This window comes from Microbacterium sp. F1-18 (assembly GCF_052921305.1).
The window spans coordinates 120,892-136,429 of sequence record NZ_JBREVD010000001.1; the positions used below are offsets into that span (position 1 = coordinate 120,892).

General features: G+C 70.1%; 15 protein-coding genes. 6 read left to right on the forward strand and 9 right to left on the reverse strand.

Going from position 1 to position 15,538, the window contains the following annotated elements; genetic code table 11:
• Positions 1–52: 52 nt before the first annotated feature.
• The 3 genes from ACU6RU_RS00590 to ACU6RU_RS00600 all read left to right on the forward strand — a co-directional run bounded on the left by ACU6RU_RS00590 (position 53) and on the right by ACU6RU_RS00600 (position 4,355).
• Complete coding sequence (locus ACU6RU_RS00590) at positions 53–670, forward strand: Type 1 glutamine amidotransferase-like domain-containing protein (protein ID WP_220700894.1); 618 nt, start codon at positions 53–55, stop codon at positions 668–670.
• A gap of 97 nt (positions 671–767) precedes the next feature.
• Positions 768–2,483, forward strand: a complete 1,716-nt coding sequence (locus ACU6RU_RS00595; RefSeq protein WP_289331081.1) for an AMP-binding protein — start codon at positions 768–770, stop codon at positions 2,481–2,483.
• Positions 2,484–2,591: 108 nt separating this feature from the next.
• Positions 2,592–4,355: a thiamine pyrophosphate-dependent enzyme gene (locus tag ACU6RU_RS00600; RefSeq protein ID WP_120263165.1), complete on the forward strand. Its 1,764-nt coding sequence runs from the start codon at positions 2,592–2,594 to the stop codon at positions 4,353–4,355.
• A 36-nt stretch (positions 4,356–4,391) separates the two neighbouring features.
• Here the strand turns inward: ACU6RU_RS00600 and ACU6RU_RS00605 are convergent, their stop codons facing one another.
• The 3 genes from ACU6RU_RS00605 to ACU6RU_RS00615 are packed head-to-tail and all read right to left on the reverse strand — an operon-like array spanning position 4,392 to position 7,579.
• Complete coding sequence (locus tag ACU6RU_RS00605; protein ID WP_120263166.1) at positions 4,392–4,946, reverse strand: NYN domain-containing protein; 555 nt, start codon at positions 4,944–4,946, stop codon at positions 4,392–4,394.
• A 47-nt stretch (positions 4,947–4,993) separates the two neighbouring features.
• Positions 4,994–6,172, reverse strand: coding sequence for a PQQ-dependent sugar dehydrogenase (locus tag ACU6RU_RS00610; protein ID WP_446725638.1), 1,179 nt, complete (start codon positions 6,170–6,172; stop codon positions 4,994–4,996).
• A 9-nt stretch (positions 6,173–6,181) separates the two neighbouring features.
• On the reverse strand, positions 6,182–7,579 hold the full coding sequence (locus tag ACU6RU_RS00615) for a serine hydrolase (RefSeq protein ID WP_446725639.1): 1,398 nt from the start codon (positions 7,577–7,579) through the stop codon (positions 6,182–6,184).
• Positions 7,580–7,675: 96 nt separating this feature from the next.
• Here ACU6RU_RS00615 and ACU6RU_RS00620 point away from each other — a divergent pair, with 96 nt between their 5' ends.
• Positions 7,676–8,986 carry an SLC13 family permease gene (locus ACU6RU_RS00620; RefSeq protein WP_446725640.1) on the forward strand — a complete coding sequence of 437 codons (1,311 nt, stop codon included), beginning with the start codon at positions 7,676–7,678 and terminating at the stop codon, positions 8,984–8,986.
• Between the two features lie 18 nt (positions 8,987–9,004).
• On the opposite strand, the gene ACU6RU_RS00625 is transcribed toward ACU6RU_RS00620, so the two are convergent.
• The 4 genes from ACU6RU_RS00625 to ACU6RU_RS00640 form a co-directional block, all read right to left on the reverse strand.
• Positions 9,005–9,715: an NUDIX hydrolase gene (locus ACU6RU_RS00625; RefSeq protein ID WP_446725641.1), complete on the reverse strand. Its 711-nt coding sequence runs from the start codon at positions 9,713–9,715 to the stop codon at positions 9,005–9,007.
• Positions 9,716–9,735: 20 nt separating this feature from the next.
• Positions 9,736–11,478: an ABC1 kinase family protein gene (locus ACU6RU_RS00630; RefSeq protein ID WP_446725642.1), complete on the reverse strand. Its 1,743-nt coding sequence runs from the start codon at positions 11,476–11,478 to the stop codon at positions 9,736–9,738.
• A gap of 5 nt (positions 11,479–11,483) precedes the next feature.
• On the reverse strand, positions 11,484–12,068 hold the full coding sequence (locus ACU6RU_RS00635; protein ID WP_120263171.1) for a PadR family transcriptional regulator: 585 nt from the start codon (positions 12,066–12,068) through the stop codon (positions 11,484–11,486).
• Between the two features lie 90 nt (positions 12,069–12,158).
• Positions 12,159–12,527 (reverse strand): winged helix-turn-helix transcriptional regulator, encoded by a 369-nt coding sequence (locus ACU6RU_RS00640; RefSeq protein ID WP_120263172.1) that lies wholly within the window; start codon positions 12,525–12,527, stop codon positions 12,159–12,161.
• 96 nt (positions 12,528–12,623) lie between these two features.
• Here ACU6RU_RS00640 and ACU6RU_RS00645 point away from each other — a divergent pair, with 96 nt between their 5' ends.
• Complete coding sequence (locus ACU6RU_RS00645) at positions 12,624–13,481, forward strand: SDR family oxidoreductase (RefSeq protein ID WP_446725643.1); 858 nt, start codon at positions 12,624–12,626, stop codon at positions 13,479–13,481.
• Between the two features lie 59 nt (positions 13,482–13,540).
• Here the strand turns inward: ACU6RU_RS00645 and ACU6RU_RS00650 are convergent, their stop codons facing one another.
• Positions 13,541–14,320, reverse strand: coding sequence for an isocitrate lyase/PEP mutase family protein (locus ACU6RU_RS00650; protein ID WP_446725644.1), 780 nt, complete (start codon positions 14,318–14,320; stop codon positions 13,541–13,543).
• 78 nt (positions 14,321–14,398) lie between these two features.
• On the reverse strand, positions 14,399–14,521 hold the full coding sequence (gene ykgO, locus ACU6RU_RS00655) for a type B 50S ribosomal protein L36 (protein WP_023951906.1): 123 nt from the start codon (positions 14,519–14,521) through the stop codon (positions 14,399–14,401).
• A gap of 82 nt (positions 14,522–14,603) precedes the next feature.
• Here ykgO and ACU6RU_RS00660 point away from each other — a divergent pair, with 82 nt between their 5' ends.
• Positions 14,604–15,533 (forward strand): GTP-binding protein, encoded by a 930-nt coding sequence (locus ACU6RU_RS00660; protein WP_446725645.1) that lies wholly within the window; start codon positions 14,604–14,606, stop codon positions 15,531–15,533.
• The last annotated feature ends 5 nt before the right edge of the window (positions 15,534–15,538 follow it).

A 15,538-nucleotide genomic window follows, 5' to 3' on the forward strand; every position in this document is an offset into this window, starting at 1 on the left:
ACCATCCTCCCCCGCGAGGTCGGTGTCCGCCGCCGTCGATAGCGTGGAAGGCGTGCGACTGCTTCTTCTCTCCCTGCAGGCCGGCGCGATGCGCCCGTTCCTCGATGACGGCGCCCGACCGGGACCGATCGTCTACGTCGACGATGCTCAGGCTGCGTTCCGCGATGCGCCGTTCATCGCCGCCGAGCGCGACGCGGTGCTGGCCTGCGGCCGCGAGGTCGTCGACGCCACACTGCGCGACACCGCCCCGGCGGATGCGGCCCGCCTGCTGTCCGACGCCGGAGCCGTCTACGTCGCGGGCGGCAGCACGTTCGCTCTGCTCGAGGCCCTCCGTCTCTCCGGCAACGACGACGTCCTCGTCGACCATGTGCGCCGCGGCCTCCCCTATGTCGGGCTGAGCGCGGGATCCATCGTCGCGGCGCCCGACGTGACACCCGCCTCGCTCATGGACGATCCGGCCGATGGCCCCGCCCTCGCGACCCACGCGGGTCTCGGGTTGATCGACGTCACCGTCATCCCGCATGCCGACGGCGCCCTGCCGCCTTACCCGCCTGAGCTGATCCGCCGCACCGTCGACACCTACGGGTCGGACTTCGCCCTCCTGCTGCTGCGAGACGATCAGGCGCTGCTGGTCGACGACGGGGTCTCCACGGTGATCGCCTCGCGCTGAATCCGCGTGTCCCATGCTTCGCCCAGCATCCGGTCCTTCTTAGACTCGGAAGGCGTCCGGTGCGCCTGCTGCGGACGAGAGAACAGATCCGAGGCCCATGTCTTCTCCCGATGCGACGGCGGCGACAGCCGCGTTCCGCGCCGCCCGCGACTTCCTTCTCGACAACGCGCATTCGCCCGAGGCGGCCCACGCGGGGTTCGTCTGGCCTGACGTCGGCGACCACTTCAATTGGGCCGTCGACTGGTTCGACGCGATCGCGACCGGCAACGACCGCGTCGCGTTGCACGTCGTCGACGAGGACGGCACCGAGGTTCAGGTCACGTACGACGAGATGCGTCGGCGCTCGAACCGCGTCGCCAACTGGCTCACCGAGCAGGGCATCGGGCACGGGGATGCCGTCATGCTGATGCTCGGCAACCGCGTCGAGCTGTGGGAGGCGATGCTCGCGATCCTCAAGATCGGCGCCGTCATCCTGCCGACATCCGTCGTGCTGGGCACCGACGACCTCCTCGAACGAGTCGAGCGCGCCGACATCCGCGCCGTGCTCGCCGACCCGGTCGACGCCGCCAAGTTCGACGGGATCGCGGGTCGGTTCGAGCGCATCGTCGTGGGCGGCGAGCGCCCGGGCTGGCAGTCGTTCGCCGACACAGCGACCGCCGCTGACACCGCGCCCGGCGTCGTCGTCGCCTCGGACGACCCGGCGATCGTCTACTTCACCTCGGGAACGACGTCGCGACCCAAGATGGTCGTCCATACGCACGTGAGCTACCCGGTGGGGCATCTCTCGACGACCTACTGGATCGGCGTGCGCCCCGGCGACGTCCACATGACGATCAGCGCCCCGGGGTGGGGCAAGCACGCGTGGAGCCTGTTCTTCGCCCCGTGGATCGCCGAGGCGACGATCTTCGTGTACAACTACGCACGCTTCGACGCCGCACGCCTCGTGGAGCAGCTCGATCGCAACGGCGTCAACACCTTCTGCGCACCGCCCACGGTCTGGCGCATGCTGATCCAGGCCGATCTCGAGAAGCGTCCGCACGCGCTGCGCGAGCTTCTGTCGGCCGGCGAGCCCCTGAACCCCGAAGTGATCGACACGATCGAGCGCTGGTGGGGTCTGCAGATCCGCGACGGCTACGGCCAGACCGAGCTGACGGCGGTCATCGGCAACACCCCGGGTGTCGCGGTGAAGCCGGGTGCGATGGGTCGCCCGCTTCCGGGCAACGACATCGTGCTCATCGACCCCCTCACGGGTCGGATCGGAGACGAGGGCGAGATCTGTCTCCCCACCGCTCCGACGCGTCCGCTCAACCTCATGCCCGGCTACCTCGGCGAGCCCGAGCGCACCGCCAAGGTCGATCACGACGGGTATTACCACACGAGCGACGTCGCCGTCCGCGACGCCGACGGACAGCTCACCTTCGTCGGACGCACCGACGACGTGTTCAAAGCCAGCGATTTCAAGGTGTCGCCGTTCGAGGTCGAGTCGATCCTCTTGACCCATCCCGCCGTCGCCGAGGCGGGGGTCGTCGGGGCGCCGGATGCCGTGCGGCTCAACATCGTGAAGGCCTACGTGGCGCTCGCGGCGTCGTGGGGAGCGTCCGCCGAGACCGCGCGGGCGATCCTCGCTCACGCGCGTGAGCACATGCCGCCGTACATGCGGGTGCGCCGTGTCGAGTTCTTCGAGCTGCCGAAGACGATCTCAGGCAAGATCCGCCGGGTGGAGCTGCGCGAGCGTGAAGTCGCCGCAGCAGATGCCGGCGAGCGTCTGACGACCGAGTGGCGCGAGTCGGACTTCCCCGACCTGAAGGGCTGACGCGCGGGCCTCCTGTCGCTCAGGCGGGCCATTCGCAACCCCTGGCACACCCACAGGCGGCGGGAGAAGACTGAGACTGTCCGGACAGCCTCAGCAGAAGGAGCCCCCGTGCCGCAGAACGTCGCCGAACAGATCGTCGCCCAGCTGATCGATGCGGGGGTGAAGCGTATCTACGGCATCGTCGGCGACTCACTCAATCCGATCGTCGACGCGGTGCGACGAACCGGGGGCGCAGCGTCGGGCGGGATCGACTGGATCCACGTCCGCCACGAGGAGGCCGCCGCCTTCGCTGCGGCAGCGGACGCCGAGCTCACCGGCGAGCTGGCCGTGTGCGCAGGAAGCTGCGGTCCCGGCAACCTGCACCTGATCAACGGCCTCTTCGATGCGCAGCGATCCGGTGTGCCGGTGCTCGCGATCGCCAGCCACATCCCGAGCCTGCAGATCGGGTCGGGTTACTTCCAGGAGACGCACCCCGAACGGCTGTTCACGGAGTGCAGCGACTACTGCGAGATGGTCATGACGCCTCAGCAGTCGCCGCGCGTGGTGAACTCCGCGATCCGTCACGCGACCGCGGGGTCGTCCGTCTCGGTGATCGTGCTGCCCGGCGACCTCGCCGAGCTTCACTCGACGGGTGAGTTCCCGCCCTTCGTCGCTGCCCGGCCGGGCCGGGTCGCTCCCGATGAGCGCAGCGTCGCCGAGCTCGCCGCGGCCATCGACCAGGCCGAGAAGATCGCGATCTTCGCCGGCGAGGGAGTGCGTGACGCGCGTGACGAGGTGATCGCGTTCGCCGAGCACCTGCAGGCGCCGATGGGGCACTCGCTGCGCGGCAAGCAGTGGATCCAGTACGACAACCGCTTCGACGTCGGCATGTCGGGCCTGCTCGGCTACGGTGCCATCGACCACGCCATGCACGAGGTCGACCTCCTCCTCATGGTCGGCACCGACTTCCCCTACGAGCAGTTCCTGCCCGACGGTGCCAAGACGGTGATCGCGCAGATCGACGTCGACGCCCAGCGGCTCGGGCGTCGCGCGGGCGTGACGCATCCCGTCCACGGCGACGTGGGTCTCACCCTCGCGGCGCTGCGGTCACGAACCGCCGCCAAGACCGACGACGCGTTCCTCGAGCGCACACTGAAGCGCTATCGGAAGGCCATGAAGGACTCCGTCGCGACCTACACCGACTCCGACGCGCAGCCGATCCACCCCGAGCGCGCGATGTCGGTCATCGACCGGGTTGCGGCATCCGACGCCGTCTTCACCGCCGACACCGGTATGGGAAACGTCTGGCAGGCCCGGTACGTCACTCCCGGGCCCGAGCGGCGCCTGCTGGCATCCTGGCGCCACGGTTCGATGGCCAATGCCCTCCCCCACGCCTTCGGCGCACAGATGGCATATCCCGATCGGCAGGTCATCGCCATCGCGGGCGACGGCGGGCTCTCGATGCTCCTAGGCGAGCTGATCACCGTGGCCGCCTACGACCTGCCGCTGAACATATTCGTGTTCAACAACTCGACCCTCGGGATGGTGAAGGCCGAGATGCTGGTCGCGGGCTTCCCCGACTTCGGCGTCGACGTGCCGATGGTCGACTTCGCCGCCGTCGGGCGGGCGCTCGGGTTCCACGCGCAGCGGGTCACCGACCCCGCCGACCTCGAGGTCGCCGCATCCGCCGCCCTCGCCCACCGCGGGCCCTCGATCGTCGACATCGTGACCGACCCCGATGCGCTCTCGATGCCGGCGGCGATCACGGCGGATCAGGTCGCGGGCTTCGGCATGTCGATGGCGAAGATGGTGCTCGGCGCGAAGGACGCGGGCGGCATCGGCGCGGTGCTCGAGACCGCGAAGTCGAACATCAAGCACATCCGCAGTCTCTGACGCGCCTTGCGTCGAGTGCCCGGACGCGCGCGGCGCTCAGGCCAGGAACTCCCACGGGTCGAACGACTCGATCGGGATGACGCGGACGCGCGGCAGCGGGGCATCGAAGGCGTGGACGTCGTATTCGAGGTCGAAGAACTCGACTCCGGGTATGGCGGTGAGCTCACTGCTGCGGAATTCCGAGAAAGCCAGCACGCCGACCCGGCGGTCGGGTCCGGTCAGCGCCGCGACCTCACCGACGAAGTCGCGGTCATGGCTGACCAGGACGACGTCGTCGTCGCGCTCCTTCAGCGCGGCGAGCGTGCGCTGTATGGCGATGTCCACGACCTTCTCGTCGACGTCGCCCGACAGCGGGACCGGCTTGTAGTCGAGCGCCAGCAGCGCCTGGACGAACGACATCGGCAGGTGGTTGCTGGCGTTGAGGAAGAACAGACCGCGCGCGGGCTGCTTCCACTGATCGCCGACGAACTGCAGCAGACGGTCCCACCGGGGCCGTTCATCCGGCAACGGACGCCGTCCGAGGATCGATTGGCCGAGCGTCGCGTCGATGTTCTCGCCGTCGACGAGCAACCACGTCACGCGTTCGGTCATGAGGTCCCCTGTCTGCGAATGTCCTCCGTGAACGCTATCAAGCCGGTTCAGCCGCCGGCCGTCAGTGACACCCGCATGAGTCGGTCGTCGCCGGACGCGGCGTTGCCGCGCCCGTCGGTGTTGTTCGTGAGCAGCCAGAGGTCATCGCCAGCGACGACGGCATCGCGGATCCGCCCCAGCTCGCCTTCCCAGAGGGCGATCGGCGCGCCGGCGAGAGCACCGCCGTCGACATCGATCTGCCACACGCGTTCGCCGCGCAACGCCGCCACGAAGATCGTGTTCCCGCGCGCCGCGATGCCGCTCGGGCTCGCCTCGTCGGGTGTCCAGGTGACCACCGGTGCGATGAAGCGGTCATCGTCCGACTCGCCCTCGACATCGGGCCAGCCGTAGTTGCCGCCCGCCTCGATGCGGTTGAGCTCGTCGAAGCGGTCCTGTCCGAACTCGCTCGCCCACATCGTGCCGTCCTGCGTCCACGCGAGGCCCTGCACGTTGCGATGGCCGAGGGAATACACCTCCGACCCGAGAGGATTGTCGGCGACCGGCTCACCGTCGGGCGTCAGGCGCAGGATCTTGCCCGCGAGCGAAGCGGGGTCCTGCGCCGCCTCGGGCGTGCCGGCATCTCCCGTCGCCACGTAGAGCAGACCGTCCGGTCCGAACGCGATGCGGCCGCCGTTGTGGACGCGGTCGCGCGGGATGCCGTCGATCACGACCTCCGCGTCGCCGAGCCGGCGATCACCGGCGTCGCCCTCGAGCGGCATCCGCACGACGCGGTTGTCGTCGGCCGTGGTCACGTACGCGTAGACGAGCGTCTCGCCGTCCGCCTCGTGAACGGCGATGCCCAGGAGCCCGCCCTCACCGACCGCGGCGGTGAGGTCGATCTCGCCGGCGACGCGCGACACCCCCTCTGTGTCCACCTCGAGGATCGTCCCGTCGTCGCGCTGGCTGACCAGCTGCGTCCCATCGGCGAGCACGACGACCGACCACGGCACCTCGAACTGCGTGACGACGTCGGCTGGGTCGCCGGTCGGACGCCACGGAGCCGGCGCGGCATCCGCGGGATCGGTCGACGTCTCGGAGGGGACGGGCGTCGCCTCCTGGTCGGTGGGTCGCGGGTCGGCGGCCCCGGTGCACGCCGACAGCAGCAGCGTCGACGCGAGCAGTACGGCCACGGCCGCCCGCGACCCCATCGGACGCGGAAGGATGCCGGTGCCCGTCGAGCGCTTCATCGTTCCAGGCTACGGGCCGGCGAGGATCGCGGCTGCGTCCTGCGCCCACCCGAGCGCCACGGCGGGGGCGGCGAGCGTCGTGGCGTCGTCGGCGCGTGCGAGCACCGTGATCACGACCGGCGCGCCCTCCTCCCGCTCGAGGTACCACGACCCGGCGAGCACGCCGATGGAGCTGCCGCCCTTGAAACCGACGTACGTCCACTTCTCGCCGAAATCGAGCCCGGGGTTGGCGGACAGGATGTCGCGCACGGGCGCACCCGCGTCGGTGCGGGCCCGTTCCTGCAGCGACGCGTGGGCTGCGGCCAGGTCGTCTGGAGTTGCGAACCAGTCGATGCCGTCTTGCCAGCCCGGCGTCGCCGCGGCCGCCGCCGCGAGGTCGGGGACACCCGCCGGCAGCCGCTCCAGCACCGACCGTCGCGCCTCGGCGTCGTCGGCGGCCCCGCTCCAGAGCGCACGCAGGTCGGCCTCGCCGAAGAGGAGCCAGAACAGCTCGCGTGTCGTCAACAGCGGGGTGTTCGCGTCGGGGTCGGAGTGCCCCATCGAGACCATCGCGGTTTCGACCGCCTCGCGTCCGACGGCCCGGATGAGCATGTCGGTCGCGGTGTTGTCACTGATGGCGATCATCTTGTCGGCGGCCTCCCGCACGGTCACCTTCGTGCCGTCGGGACGGTCCTGCAGCTCGCCGCTGGGGAGGCTCCGCACCGCGTCGTCGACGACCAGCTCGTCGTCCCAGGCGAGCCGTCCGGCCGCGACGGCGTCGAGGACGGCGCCGAGCACCCACAGCTTGAAGATGGAGCCGATGGGTCCGGCGGCCTGGTCACCGCCCTCGTAGAGCACCTCGCCCCCGACCTCCCGGACGTGCACGCCGGCGGTGAAGGCGGCGTCGTCGATCTGCTGAGTGAGCTCGTCCCAGGACGCCGCGGGCGTGCGCTCAGGCTGCGGTGGGCTGAACAGGAGCATCTGGATGCGAGCGTCGGGGGTGACCGAGATCGACATGTCGTAGGTCACCTGAGCGGACTCGATGGTCACGCGGGCCTCGGTCTCGACGCCGTCGTACCCGACCGCCGTCCACGGGGCCGCGGCCTGCATCTGCGCGAACACCTCCTGCAGCTGCGCGGGCGGGAGCTGCTCCAGAGCGGCGGCGTCGAAGTGCGTCTCGATGTCTTCGATATCGGTGGCCGCGTCGGCGTTGATCTCCTCCATCACCCAGCGGACCTGGTCGCCGACCGGCGTGACGGGAATCTCGACCGGGGTCGCGGACGGGGCGGACGTCGCTGCGGGGGCGGGGTCCGCCGAGCAGGCGCTGAGCACCGCGGCAGTCGCAGCGACGACGGCGACGGCTGCTGCGCTACGGCGGCGCGAGGCGGCGGACGGTCGGGGCGGAGGCGTATCGATGGGGGAACTCACCTCTCCAGCTTCTCGTCGCGACGCGGTCGCCGCCTCCCCCCACAGGTGGAGATCGCCACGTCGTCTCGGTCGGCCCCGCCGGGTAGCGTGGGCCGAGTGGACCCGATCGTCGCGACTTTCCTGATCCTCGCCGCAGCGATCATCGCGTTCCTCTCGGCGCGGGTGCCGCTCGAGGTCGTGGCCGTGGGTGTCGCGCTCGCGCTGTGGGCCACGGGGGTGCTCACCCTCCCCCAGGCGTTCGCCGGCTTCGGCGATCCCACGGTGCTGTTCATCGCGAGCCTGTTCATCGTCGCGACGGCCCTCGAGACGAGCGGCGTCACCCGGATCGTCGGTGCCGTGATCCTCGCGCGCGCCGGTACGCGGCGTGGCCGCATCCTGATCTGGGTCGGCGGGATCGTCGCGATCCTCACCGCGCTGATCAGCATCAATGGCGCCGTCGCCGCGCTCATCCCCGTCGCAGCCGTGGTCGCACGCCGATCGGGACTGCCCCCTTCGCAGCTCATGATCCCGCTGGCATACATCGCCTCATCGGCCTCTCTGCTCACGCTGACGGGAACGCCCGTGAACGTGGTGGTGTCCGAGCTCGCGGATTCCGAGGCCGGCCGCCCCTTCGGCTTCTTCGAGTTCGCACTCGTCGGGCTCCCGCTCGTCGCGGCCACGATCGCGATCGTCGTGCTGCTCGGCCCACGGCTGCTGCCGCATCACGGGCCGGAGCCCGCCCCCGACCATCACACGGAGCGCGAGGCCGAGACCCTCTCGCTGGTTCCCGAGGCCGTGCGCACCGGAGCCATCCGCACCCAGCGACCCACCCGGCTGCACCGTGGCTCGCGGCGCACGCTCGCCGTCACCGCCGTGATGGTCGTGCTGCTGGCCACCGGCGCCGTTCCGCCCGCCGTCGCCGGTCTCCTCGCCGCCGGAGCGCTGATCCTCTTCCGAGTCGTGAAGCTTCCCGACCTCTACCACGGGGTGTCGTGGACCACTCTCGTGCTCATCGCCGGCATGATCCCGCTGTCGGTGGCTTTTCTCGAGACGGGCGCCGCCGACGTCGTGGCCGACGGCATGCTCGCCGTCGTCGGGCAGGCCGACCCGCACCTGGCGCTCATCGTCGTCTGCGTCGTGGTGATCGTGCTCGGACAGTTCATCTCGAACGTCGCCACCGTGCTCATCGTCGCCCCGGTCGCGACGTCGATAGCCATCACCCTCGAGGTCAGCGCGCTGCCGTTCCTCATGGCCCTCACCGTCGCCGGAGCGTCATCGTTCCTGACCCCTGTGGCCACCCCGGTCAATCTCATGGTGATGACCCCCGGCGGTTATCGGTTCGGCGACTATTGGCGGCTGGGTCTCCCCCTGAGCGTCCTGTTCCTGCTCGCGGCCGTGTTCTACGTACCGCTCATCTGGCGATTCTGATGCCCGGGAGCACGACGTTCACGGGGGCGGGAGGGGCAGCTCCCGCTCGGTGTCCCAGGCCTGGGTCCAGCCGAGCTCGGTGAACAGGCCGTCGAGGAGCATAGCGGTGAAGCCCCAGACGAGGAACTCGGCGGCATCCTGACGCACGACGAAGCCCGGTCCCCGCCATTCGGAGCCGTCGCGTCGCAGCACCGTGACGCCTCGATTCGCCGGCGCGAGCAGGTCGGCGACGGGAGCGCGGAAGACCGCGGCGGACTCGGCCACGTCGACCACGCGCACCGGCGACGGGCGACGCCACCATGCCAGGACGGGGGTCACGAGGTGACGGGAGTACTCCAAGGGCACCGGCGGAAGGGCTCCGAGAACCTCCACGCCTTCGGTGTCGAGGCCGGTCTCCTCGCGCGCTTCGCGCAGTGCCGCGGCGACGACGTCGACGTCACCGGGATCGACCCGCCCGCCCGGCAGCGCCACCTGACCCGGGTGCGACCGGAGCGTCGTCGCGCGCGAGAGCAGCAGGACGTCGAGCTCACGCGAGAGCGCGCCCTCGGGCGCGTGAGCGCTCGGGCGGTCGTCGAGGACGCCGAACAGCACGAGCACGGCGGCGGCCCGCGTGCTGGGAGCCGCCGCCACGTCACCGGCCGGGCCCGCGCCGGACGCCGGGCGTCCGAGACGCGCTGCGAGCGCGGCGAGCTGGTCGCGCGCGCCCGTTCCCGAGGGGTCGAGGGGCATTGCTCCAGGCTACCCAGCCGTCAGTCGCGCGGGCCGAAGAACCCGGCGAAGACGACGTGCAGCAACGGCAACGCCGACAGCGCCATCAGCACTGTCCCGAACGTCTCGTCGTCGGGGCGCATGAGCACTCCTGCCACGAGCAGGCCGGCGAAGAGGATTCCCGAGACCGCTCGGCGTCCCAGTCGTTCCAGACGCGACATCCGCCGTTCGAGCCGGCCGCTGTCGAAGTCGAGGTTGCCGTCCTCGAGATGCGTGATGAGGCCGTCGAGCCGCTGCGGCAGGCGCATCGTGACGTCGGCGAGCCCCATCGCACGCCGCGCCACATCGCGCACGAGATCGCCGCGTTCCTCGCGGAGAAGCCGAGCGGCGTACGGCTCCACGGCATCCCAGAGGTTGAATGCGGGATCGATCGACGTGCAGACGCCCGAGGTGAGCGATGCCGCTCGCACGACGAGCAGGAAGTTCTCGGGCAGCTGGAACGGCAGCGCGCGGGCGAGCTCACCGAACTCCCCTGCGAAATCGCGGAACTCGCGGGGATCGACTTGTTTCAGTTCAGCGAACCCCATGCCGCCGAAGCGGGCGAAGAGCTGGGTCATCGCTCGCTCGAGCTCGCGGACGTCGGCGGAGGGCAACAGTGCGCCGACCTGCGAGATCCCGGCGACGAGCCCGCGGCCGTCGCGCGCCGCCGCGGCGACGAGGACGGTTCGCAGAGCTTCTCGCGTCGAGGAAGAGATCTCGCCCATCATCCCGAAGTCGATGAACGTGAGCAGCCAGTCGGGCCGGCCCTCGCGCCGCTGATCGGGGGGCACGGGCGTCACGAAGACGTTGCCGGGATGCGGATCGGCATGGAAGAAGCCGAAGCCGAAGAACTGGTCGAACATCACCGAGGCGAACACGCCGGCCACGTCGTGGGGATCGATGCCCGCGGCCCGTAGCCCCTCGACGTCCGTGACCTTGATCGCGGTGACGTCGGCGAGGGTCAGTACGCGCGACGTCGAGCGCTCCCACGCGATCTCGGGAACGGCGACCCGGGGGTTGTCGGCGAACTTCTCGCGGAAACGCTCGGCGTTGGCCGCCTCGTGACGATAATCGATCTCTTCGAGGCTCGTGACGGCGAACTCCTCGACGAGTGCGGGCATATCCGCGCGGCGAGAGACCAGGCGGATGCGCCGGAGCCAACGGGCGATGCGCCGGAGCGCGGCGAGATCGACGTCGACGATCGTTTGGATGCCGGGGCGCTGCACCTTCACGATGACGTCGGTGAACCCGGCATCGACGGCCTGCTCGGGCGTGAGTCGGGCACGATGGGCCTGCCCGAGGGATGCCGCGGCCACCGGTTCTTCGTCGAATGACGCGTAGGCGTCGCGCAGCGGCATCCCGAGCTCCGACTCGGCGGCCGTCCGGATCTGGTCGAAGGGCACCGGCGGCACCTCGTCCTGCAGTCCGGCCAGCTCGGTGGTGATCTCCGGGGGCAGGACGTCGAGCCGGGACGACATGAACTGCCCGACCTTGATCATGAGCCCGCCGAGCTCGACCGCGAGCATGTGGAATCGGCGCGCCAGCCGGCGCAGCCGCGCCGTACGCCCGCGTTCGGCGATCCGCTCGAGACCGAAGCGCGGCAGGACGATCTCGAACCACCACGTCTGCACCAGTGCGCGAGCGGCGAATCGCAGGATGCGGCGATAGCGCGCACGCGCGCGAGCGTCACCCGGCGCCGCGAGGGTGCCGGGTGACGCGACGCGATGCGGGTCGGCCGAGGCCACCCGCGTCAGGCCTGCGCGAGCAGGGCGTACAGCTTGCGACGCGCGTCGTCGAGGATCTCGACGGCCTGCTGAACCTGCTCGGGCGATCCGCTGCGGCCGACCTGAGCGGCGGCCTGCGCCAGCTCGACTCCTGCCTTGGGCAGCGCTGTCACCCGGCTGTGGTCGCGGCTCGTGCCTTCCCACGGGGCGGACTTCTCGCCCGCCTCGCCCGCCGCCGCGCGGCCGGCCTCGGTGAGCGAGTAGGTCTTGCGACCGTTGGACTCCTCCGCGCTCACGAGTCCCTCGTCAGCGAGCAGCTGGAGCGTCGGATAGACCGATCCGGCACTCGGCTTCCACGAACCGCCGCTGCGCTCTTCGATCTCGTGGATGATCTGGTAGCCGTGCATGGGCTGCTCGGCGAGGAGGGCGAGCACGGCGGCACGGACGTCGCCGCGTCCCACCCGGGTGTTCACCTTCTGCTCGAAGGTCGACTTCAACTGGTCGAAGGCTTCGAACACGTTGTTTCCGAGGTCGGAGACGTTGAAGCCGCCCCGACCGCCGAAGATGTTGTCACGGCTGCCGAAACCGCCGGTGGGGAATGTTCCGCTCATGCTGACCTCCCGGTCGTCGATACGTTAGCGATACCTGACGATATATCGTTATCGCTCCCGGTGACAGGGTTCGCATCGGATACCCAGCCTTCAACCCCGACGTTCGACGATCTCGTCCGCGTGGGCCGCGATCCACTCCATGAGCGGCATCATGCGCTCCATCAGCTCATCGCCGCGTTCGGTCAGCGCATACTCCACGCGAGGCGGAACCTCGGGGTAGGCGGTGCGGCTCACGATGCCGTCGGCCTCCAGCGTGCGCAACGTCGAGGCGAGCATCTTCTCGCTGATGCCCGCGACGGAGCGGCGGAGCTCACCCCATCGCGCGGTTCCGTCGGTGAGCGCGAGCAGCACGAGCACGCCCCATTTGCTCATGACGTGGTCGAGCACGACGCGCGTCGGACAGTTCTCGGTGAAGATCTGATCGGACGTCGCCCGGATCTGCGCGAAACTCACTGTCATGTGCGTAGCTTACCGAAAAGTGGGTACCCCACGGTTGGAATGCGTGACCAGCGATCGGAGGTTGTGCCCGGCAACACCCGATCGAAAGGATCACCGATGACCATCCTCATCACCGGAGCGAGCGGACAGCTCGGCCACCTCGTCGTCGAGGCCCTGCTCGCCCGCGGCGTCTCCCCCGACACCATCGTGGCCGGCGCGCGCGACCTCACGAAGCTCGCCGACCTCGCGGACCGCGGAGTGCGCACCGCCCGTGTCGACTACGACGATCCCGCCTCGCTGAACGCCGCGTTGGCAGATGTCGAGAGCGTGCTGCTCATCTCGGCATCGGAACCGGGCAAGCGGTTCGCGGGCCACAAGAACGTCATCGACGCGGCTGCGGCGGCGAACGTGTCGAAGCTCGTCTACACCAGCGCCCCGAAGGCGACGACCTTCGAGTGGGCGCTGGGCGCCGAGCACAAGGCGACCGAGGAAGCGATCGCCGCGAGCGGCGTCCCCGCCGTGATCGTGCGCAACAACTGGTACATCGAGAACTATCTGCCCGACGTCCAGCGGGCCGCCGAGAGCGGCGTCATCGCGGCATCTGTCGGCGAGGGCCTCATCGCCGCCGCTTCGCGCGCCGACTTCGCCGAGGGGGCCGCTGTCGTCCTCCTCGAGGACGGTCACATCGGTGAGGTCTACGAGTTCGCCGGTGACACCCGCATCGATTACGACGCCGTCGCCGCCGGAGCGGCCGAGGTGCTCGGTCGCGACGTCGCGTATGTCCGCGTCTCGACGGACGACCACATCGCCGCGCTGGAAGGCGCCGGGCTGGATGCCGACACCGCCCGATTCGTCGCGGGGATCGACACCGGAATCCGCGAGGGTGTCCTCGACGTCGACGACAACACCCTCTCGCGCCTCATCGGACGACCGACGACGTCGTTCGCCGACGGGCTTCGCGCCGCACTCGCCTGAGCGCGGGATGCCGACGCCCACCGCCCCGCGAAGGACGGTGGGCGTCGATATCCGCCCCCCTAGTTCAGCGGACGCGTCGAGGGCGGGATGACTCCGTTGGCGTAGAGCTGCTGGGCGACGTCCTGCAGCGCCGTCAGCGCCACGCGCTGCGTCGTCGGGCCGTACGAGATGCGGGCCACGCCGAGATCCTCGTACTCCTTCGCGGTGAGCGCGCCGGGCAGCCCGATCACGCTGAGCTTGCGCTCTCCGAGTCCCTCGACGAGGCGCCGGGTGATGTCGGCGTCGAGGATACCCGGGACGAAGACCAGATCGGCGCCGGCGTCGAGATACGCGCGACCACGCTCGATGGCGTCGGCGATCGATTCCTCGGTCGAACGGTCGCCCGCGCGCACGAAGGCGTCGGTGCGGGCGTTGAGGGCGAACGGGACACCCTCGGACTCCCCCGCCCGGACGATGGCCTCGACCGCGCGGACCGAGTCCGCGAGAGGCTGCAGGCGGTCTTCGACGTTGGCTCCGACGATGCCCACGCCGATGGCCCGGCGCGTCGTCTCACCGGGGTCGCCGAAGCCGGCGTCGAGGTCGGCCGACACCGGGACGTCGCCGGCCACCGAGACGATGCGGCCCACCATGTCGAGCACGATCTCGAGCGGGATGTCGGTGCCGTCCTCGTACCCGAACGACGCGGCGATCGAGTGACCGGCGGTGGCGATCGCGCGCGTCTCGGGCAGAGCCAGGATGGCCTCGGCCGACACCACGTCCCACACGTTCACCACCCGGAGGATCTCGGGCGCGGCATGGAGTGCGGACAGGGTCTGGGCTCGCTCAGCGGGGGTGCTCATGCCGATCACGCTAACCGCGCGCGGCGGGCACGGGGCACATGTTGCGCGATTCGACGACACGTGTCATCGGGCCGCGCCTCAGCCCTGGCGCCCTTTGAACCGCGGGTTGAGCTTGTTGATGACGTATACGCGGCCACGGCGACGCACGACCTGCGCGCCGGGCTGATTCTTCAGCGACTTGATGGATGCGCGAACCTTCACGACGACCTCCTATTGAGAACTCTTATCAACAACAAGGTACGGTGGAGGACCGATCGCCACAACTCGAGCCGGAGAGAACACCGTGACCACTCATCTCGCCGTCACCGGCGTCTGCAGCGCCGAACGCCGTCGTTACGCCCGTCTGTGCGTCATCGCCGGGCGCCATCGCGCCCTCCGCGTCATCGACCTCGCCAGCGACGCCGACCCGGCCCACATCCACGCCACCGTCCACGGAATGCCCTCGCTCTGCGTGCTGGATGCCCGCCATGCGATGGACGACCTGCGCGTCGAGGCACCGCTGCGTCGGACCGTCCCGCACGGAGACGGGCGAGCAGACGTCGGAGCACGGGCGCGGCTGGCGGCGCAGCTGATCGAGGCGGCGAGCGCCGTCGTGATCGTCAACTGGGAGCGGATGCCGACGGCCGACCTGTCGATCCTCATGGCACTCGCGTCGCACCTGGCACCGACCGCCCGCATCCGACTCAGCCGCGGCGTCGTCGACGACCTCTCCGCACTGGGCTTCGGCACCACCCTTCCGCTGCGCGACGCGGGCGACCGCGCCGGATGGACGCGTGCTCTCAACGGCGAGCACGATCCGTTCCTGACCGATCGACGCGTTGCGACGATGCGCTACGAGCAGTTGCGCCCGTTCCACCCCGGCCGGCTCGTGCTGGCTCTCGATCTGCTCGATTCCGGCTCGTGCGGACTGGTCCTGCGATCGGTCGGGGTCTGCCGTCTCGCGACGCGGCCGAATGTTCCCGCGCGGTGGGAGCAGGCTGGTTCGGCCATGTGGATCGACCCGATCGAGGCCGGCCACGGACTCGACGACGTCGGCCAGGACATCGCGCTGACGGGCGTCGACCTGAACACCGCAGCTGTTCGGCACGTCCTGGATGCTGCCGTGCTCGACGACGCGGAGCTGTCGGCGGGTCCGACGGCCTGGCGACGGCTGTCCGACCCCCTGCCCGAATGGAACGTGGCGGTCGGGTCCGAAGACCCGACCGCCGACTGAACCGG

Bases quoted from the DNA above. Each gene is read 5' to 3' on its own strand.
- ACU6RU_RS00595 (WP_289331081.1), top strand. From the start codon at position 768: ATGTCTTCTCCCGATGCGACGGCGGCGACAGCCGCGTTCCGCGCCGCC.
- ACU6RU_RS00610 (WP_446725638.1), bottom strand. From the start codon at position 6,172: ATGAAGCGCTCGACGGGCACCGGCATCCTTCCGCGTCCGATGGGGTCG.
- ACU6RU_RS00625 (WP_446725641.1), bottom strand. From the start codon at position 9,715: ATGCCCCTCGACCCCTCGGGAACGGGCGCGCGCGACCAGCTCGCCGCG.
- ACU6RU_RS00645 (WP_446725643.1), top strand. From the start codon at position 12,624: ATGACCATCCTCATCACCGGAGCGAGCGGACAGCTCGGCCACCTCGTC.
- ACU6RU_RS00650 (WP_446725644.1), bottom strand. From the start codon at position 14,320: ATGAGCACCCCCGCTGAGCGAGCCCAGACCCTGTCCGCACTCCATGCC.
- ACU6RU_RS00605 (WP_120263166.1), bottom strand. From the start codon at position 4,946: ATGACCGAACGCGTGACGTGGTTGCTCGTCGACGGCGAGAACATCGAC.
- ACU6RU_RS00640 (WP_120263172.1), bottom strand. From the start codon at position 12,527: ATGACAGTGAGTTTCGCGCAGATCCGGGCGACGTCCGATCAGATCTTC.
- ACU6RU_RS00635 (WP_120263171.1), bottom strand. From the start codon at position 12,068: ATGAGCGGAACATTCCCCACCGGCGGTTTCGGCAGCCGTGACAACATC.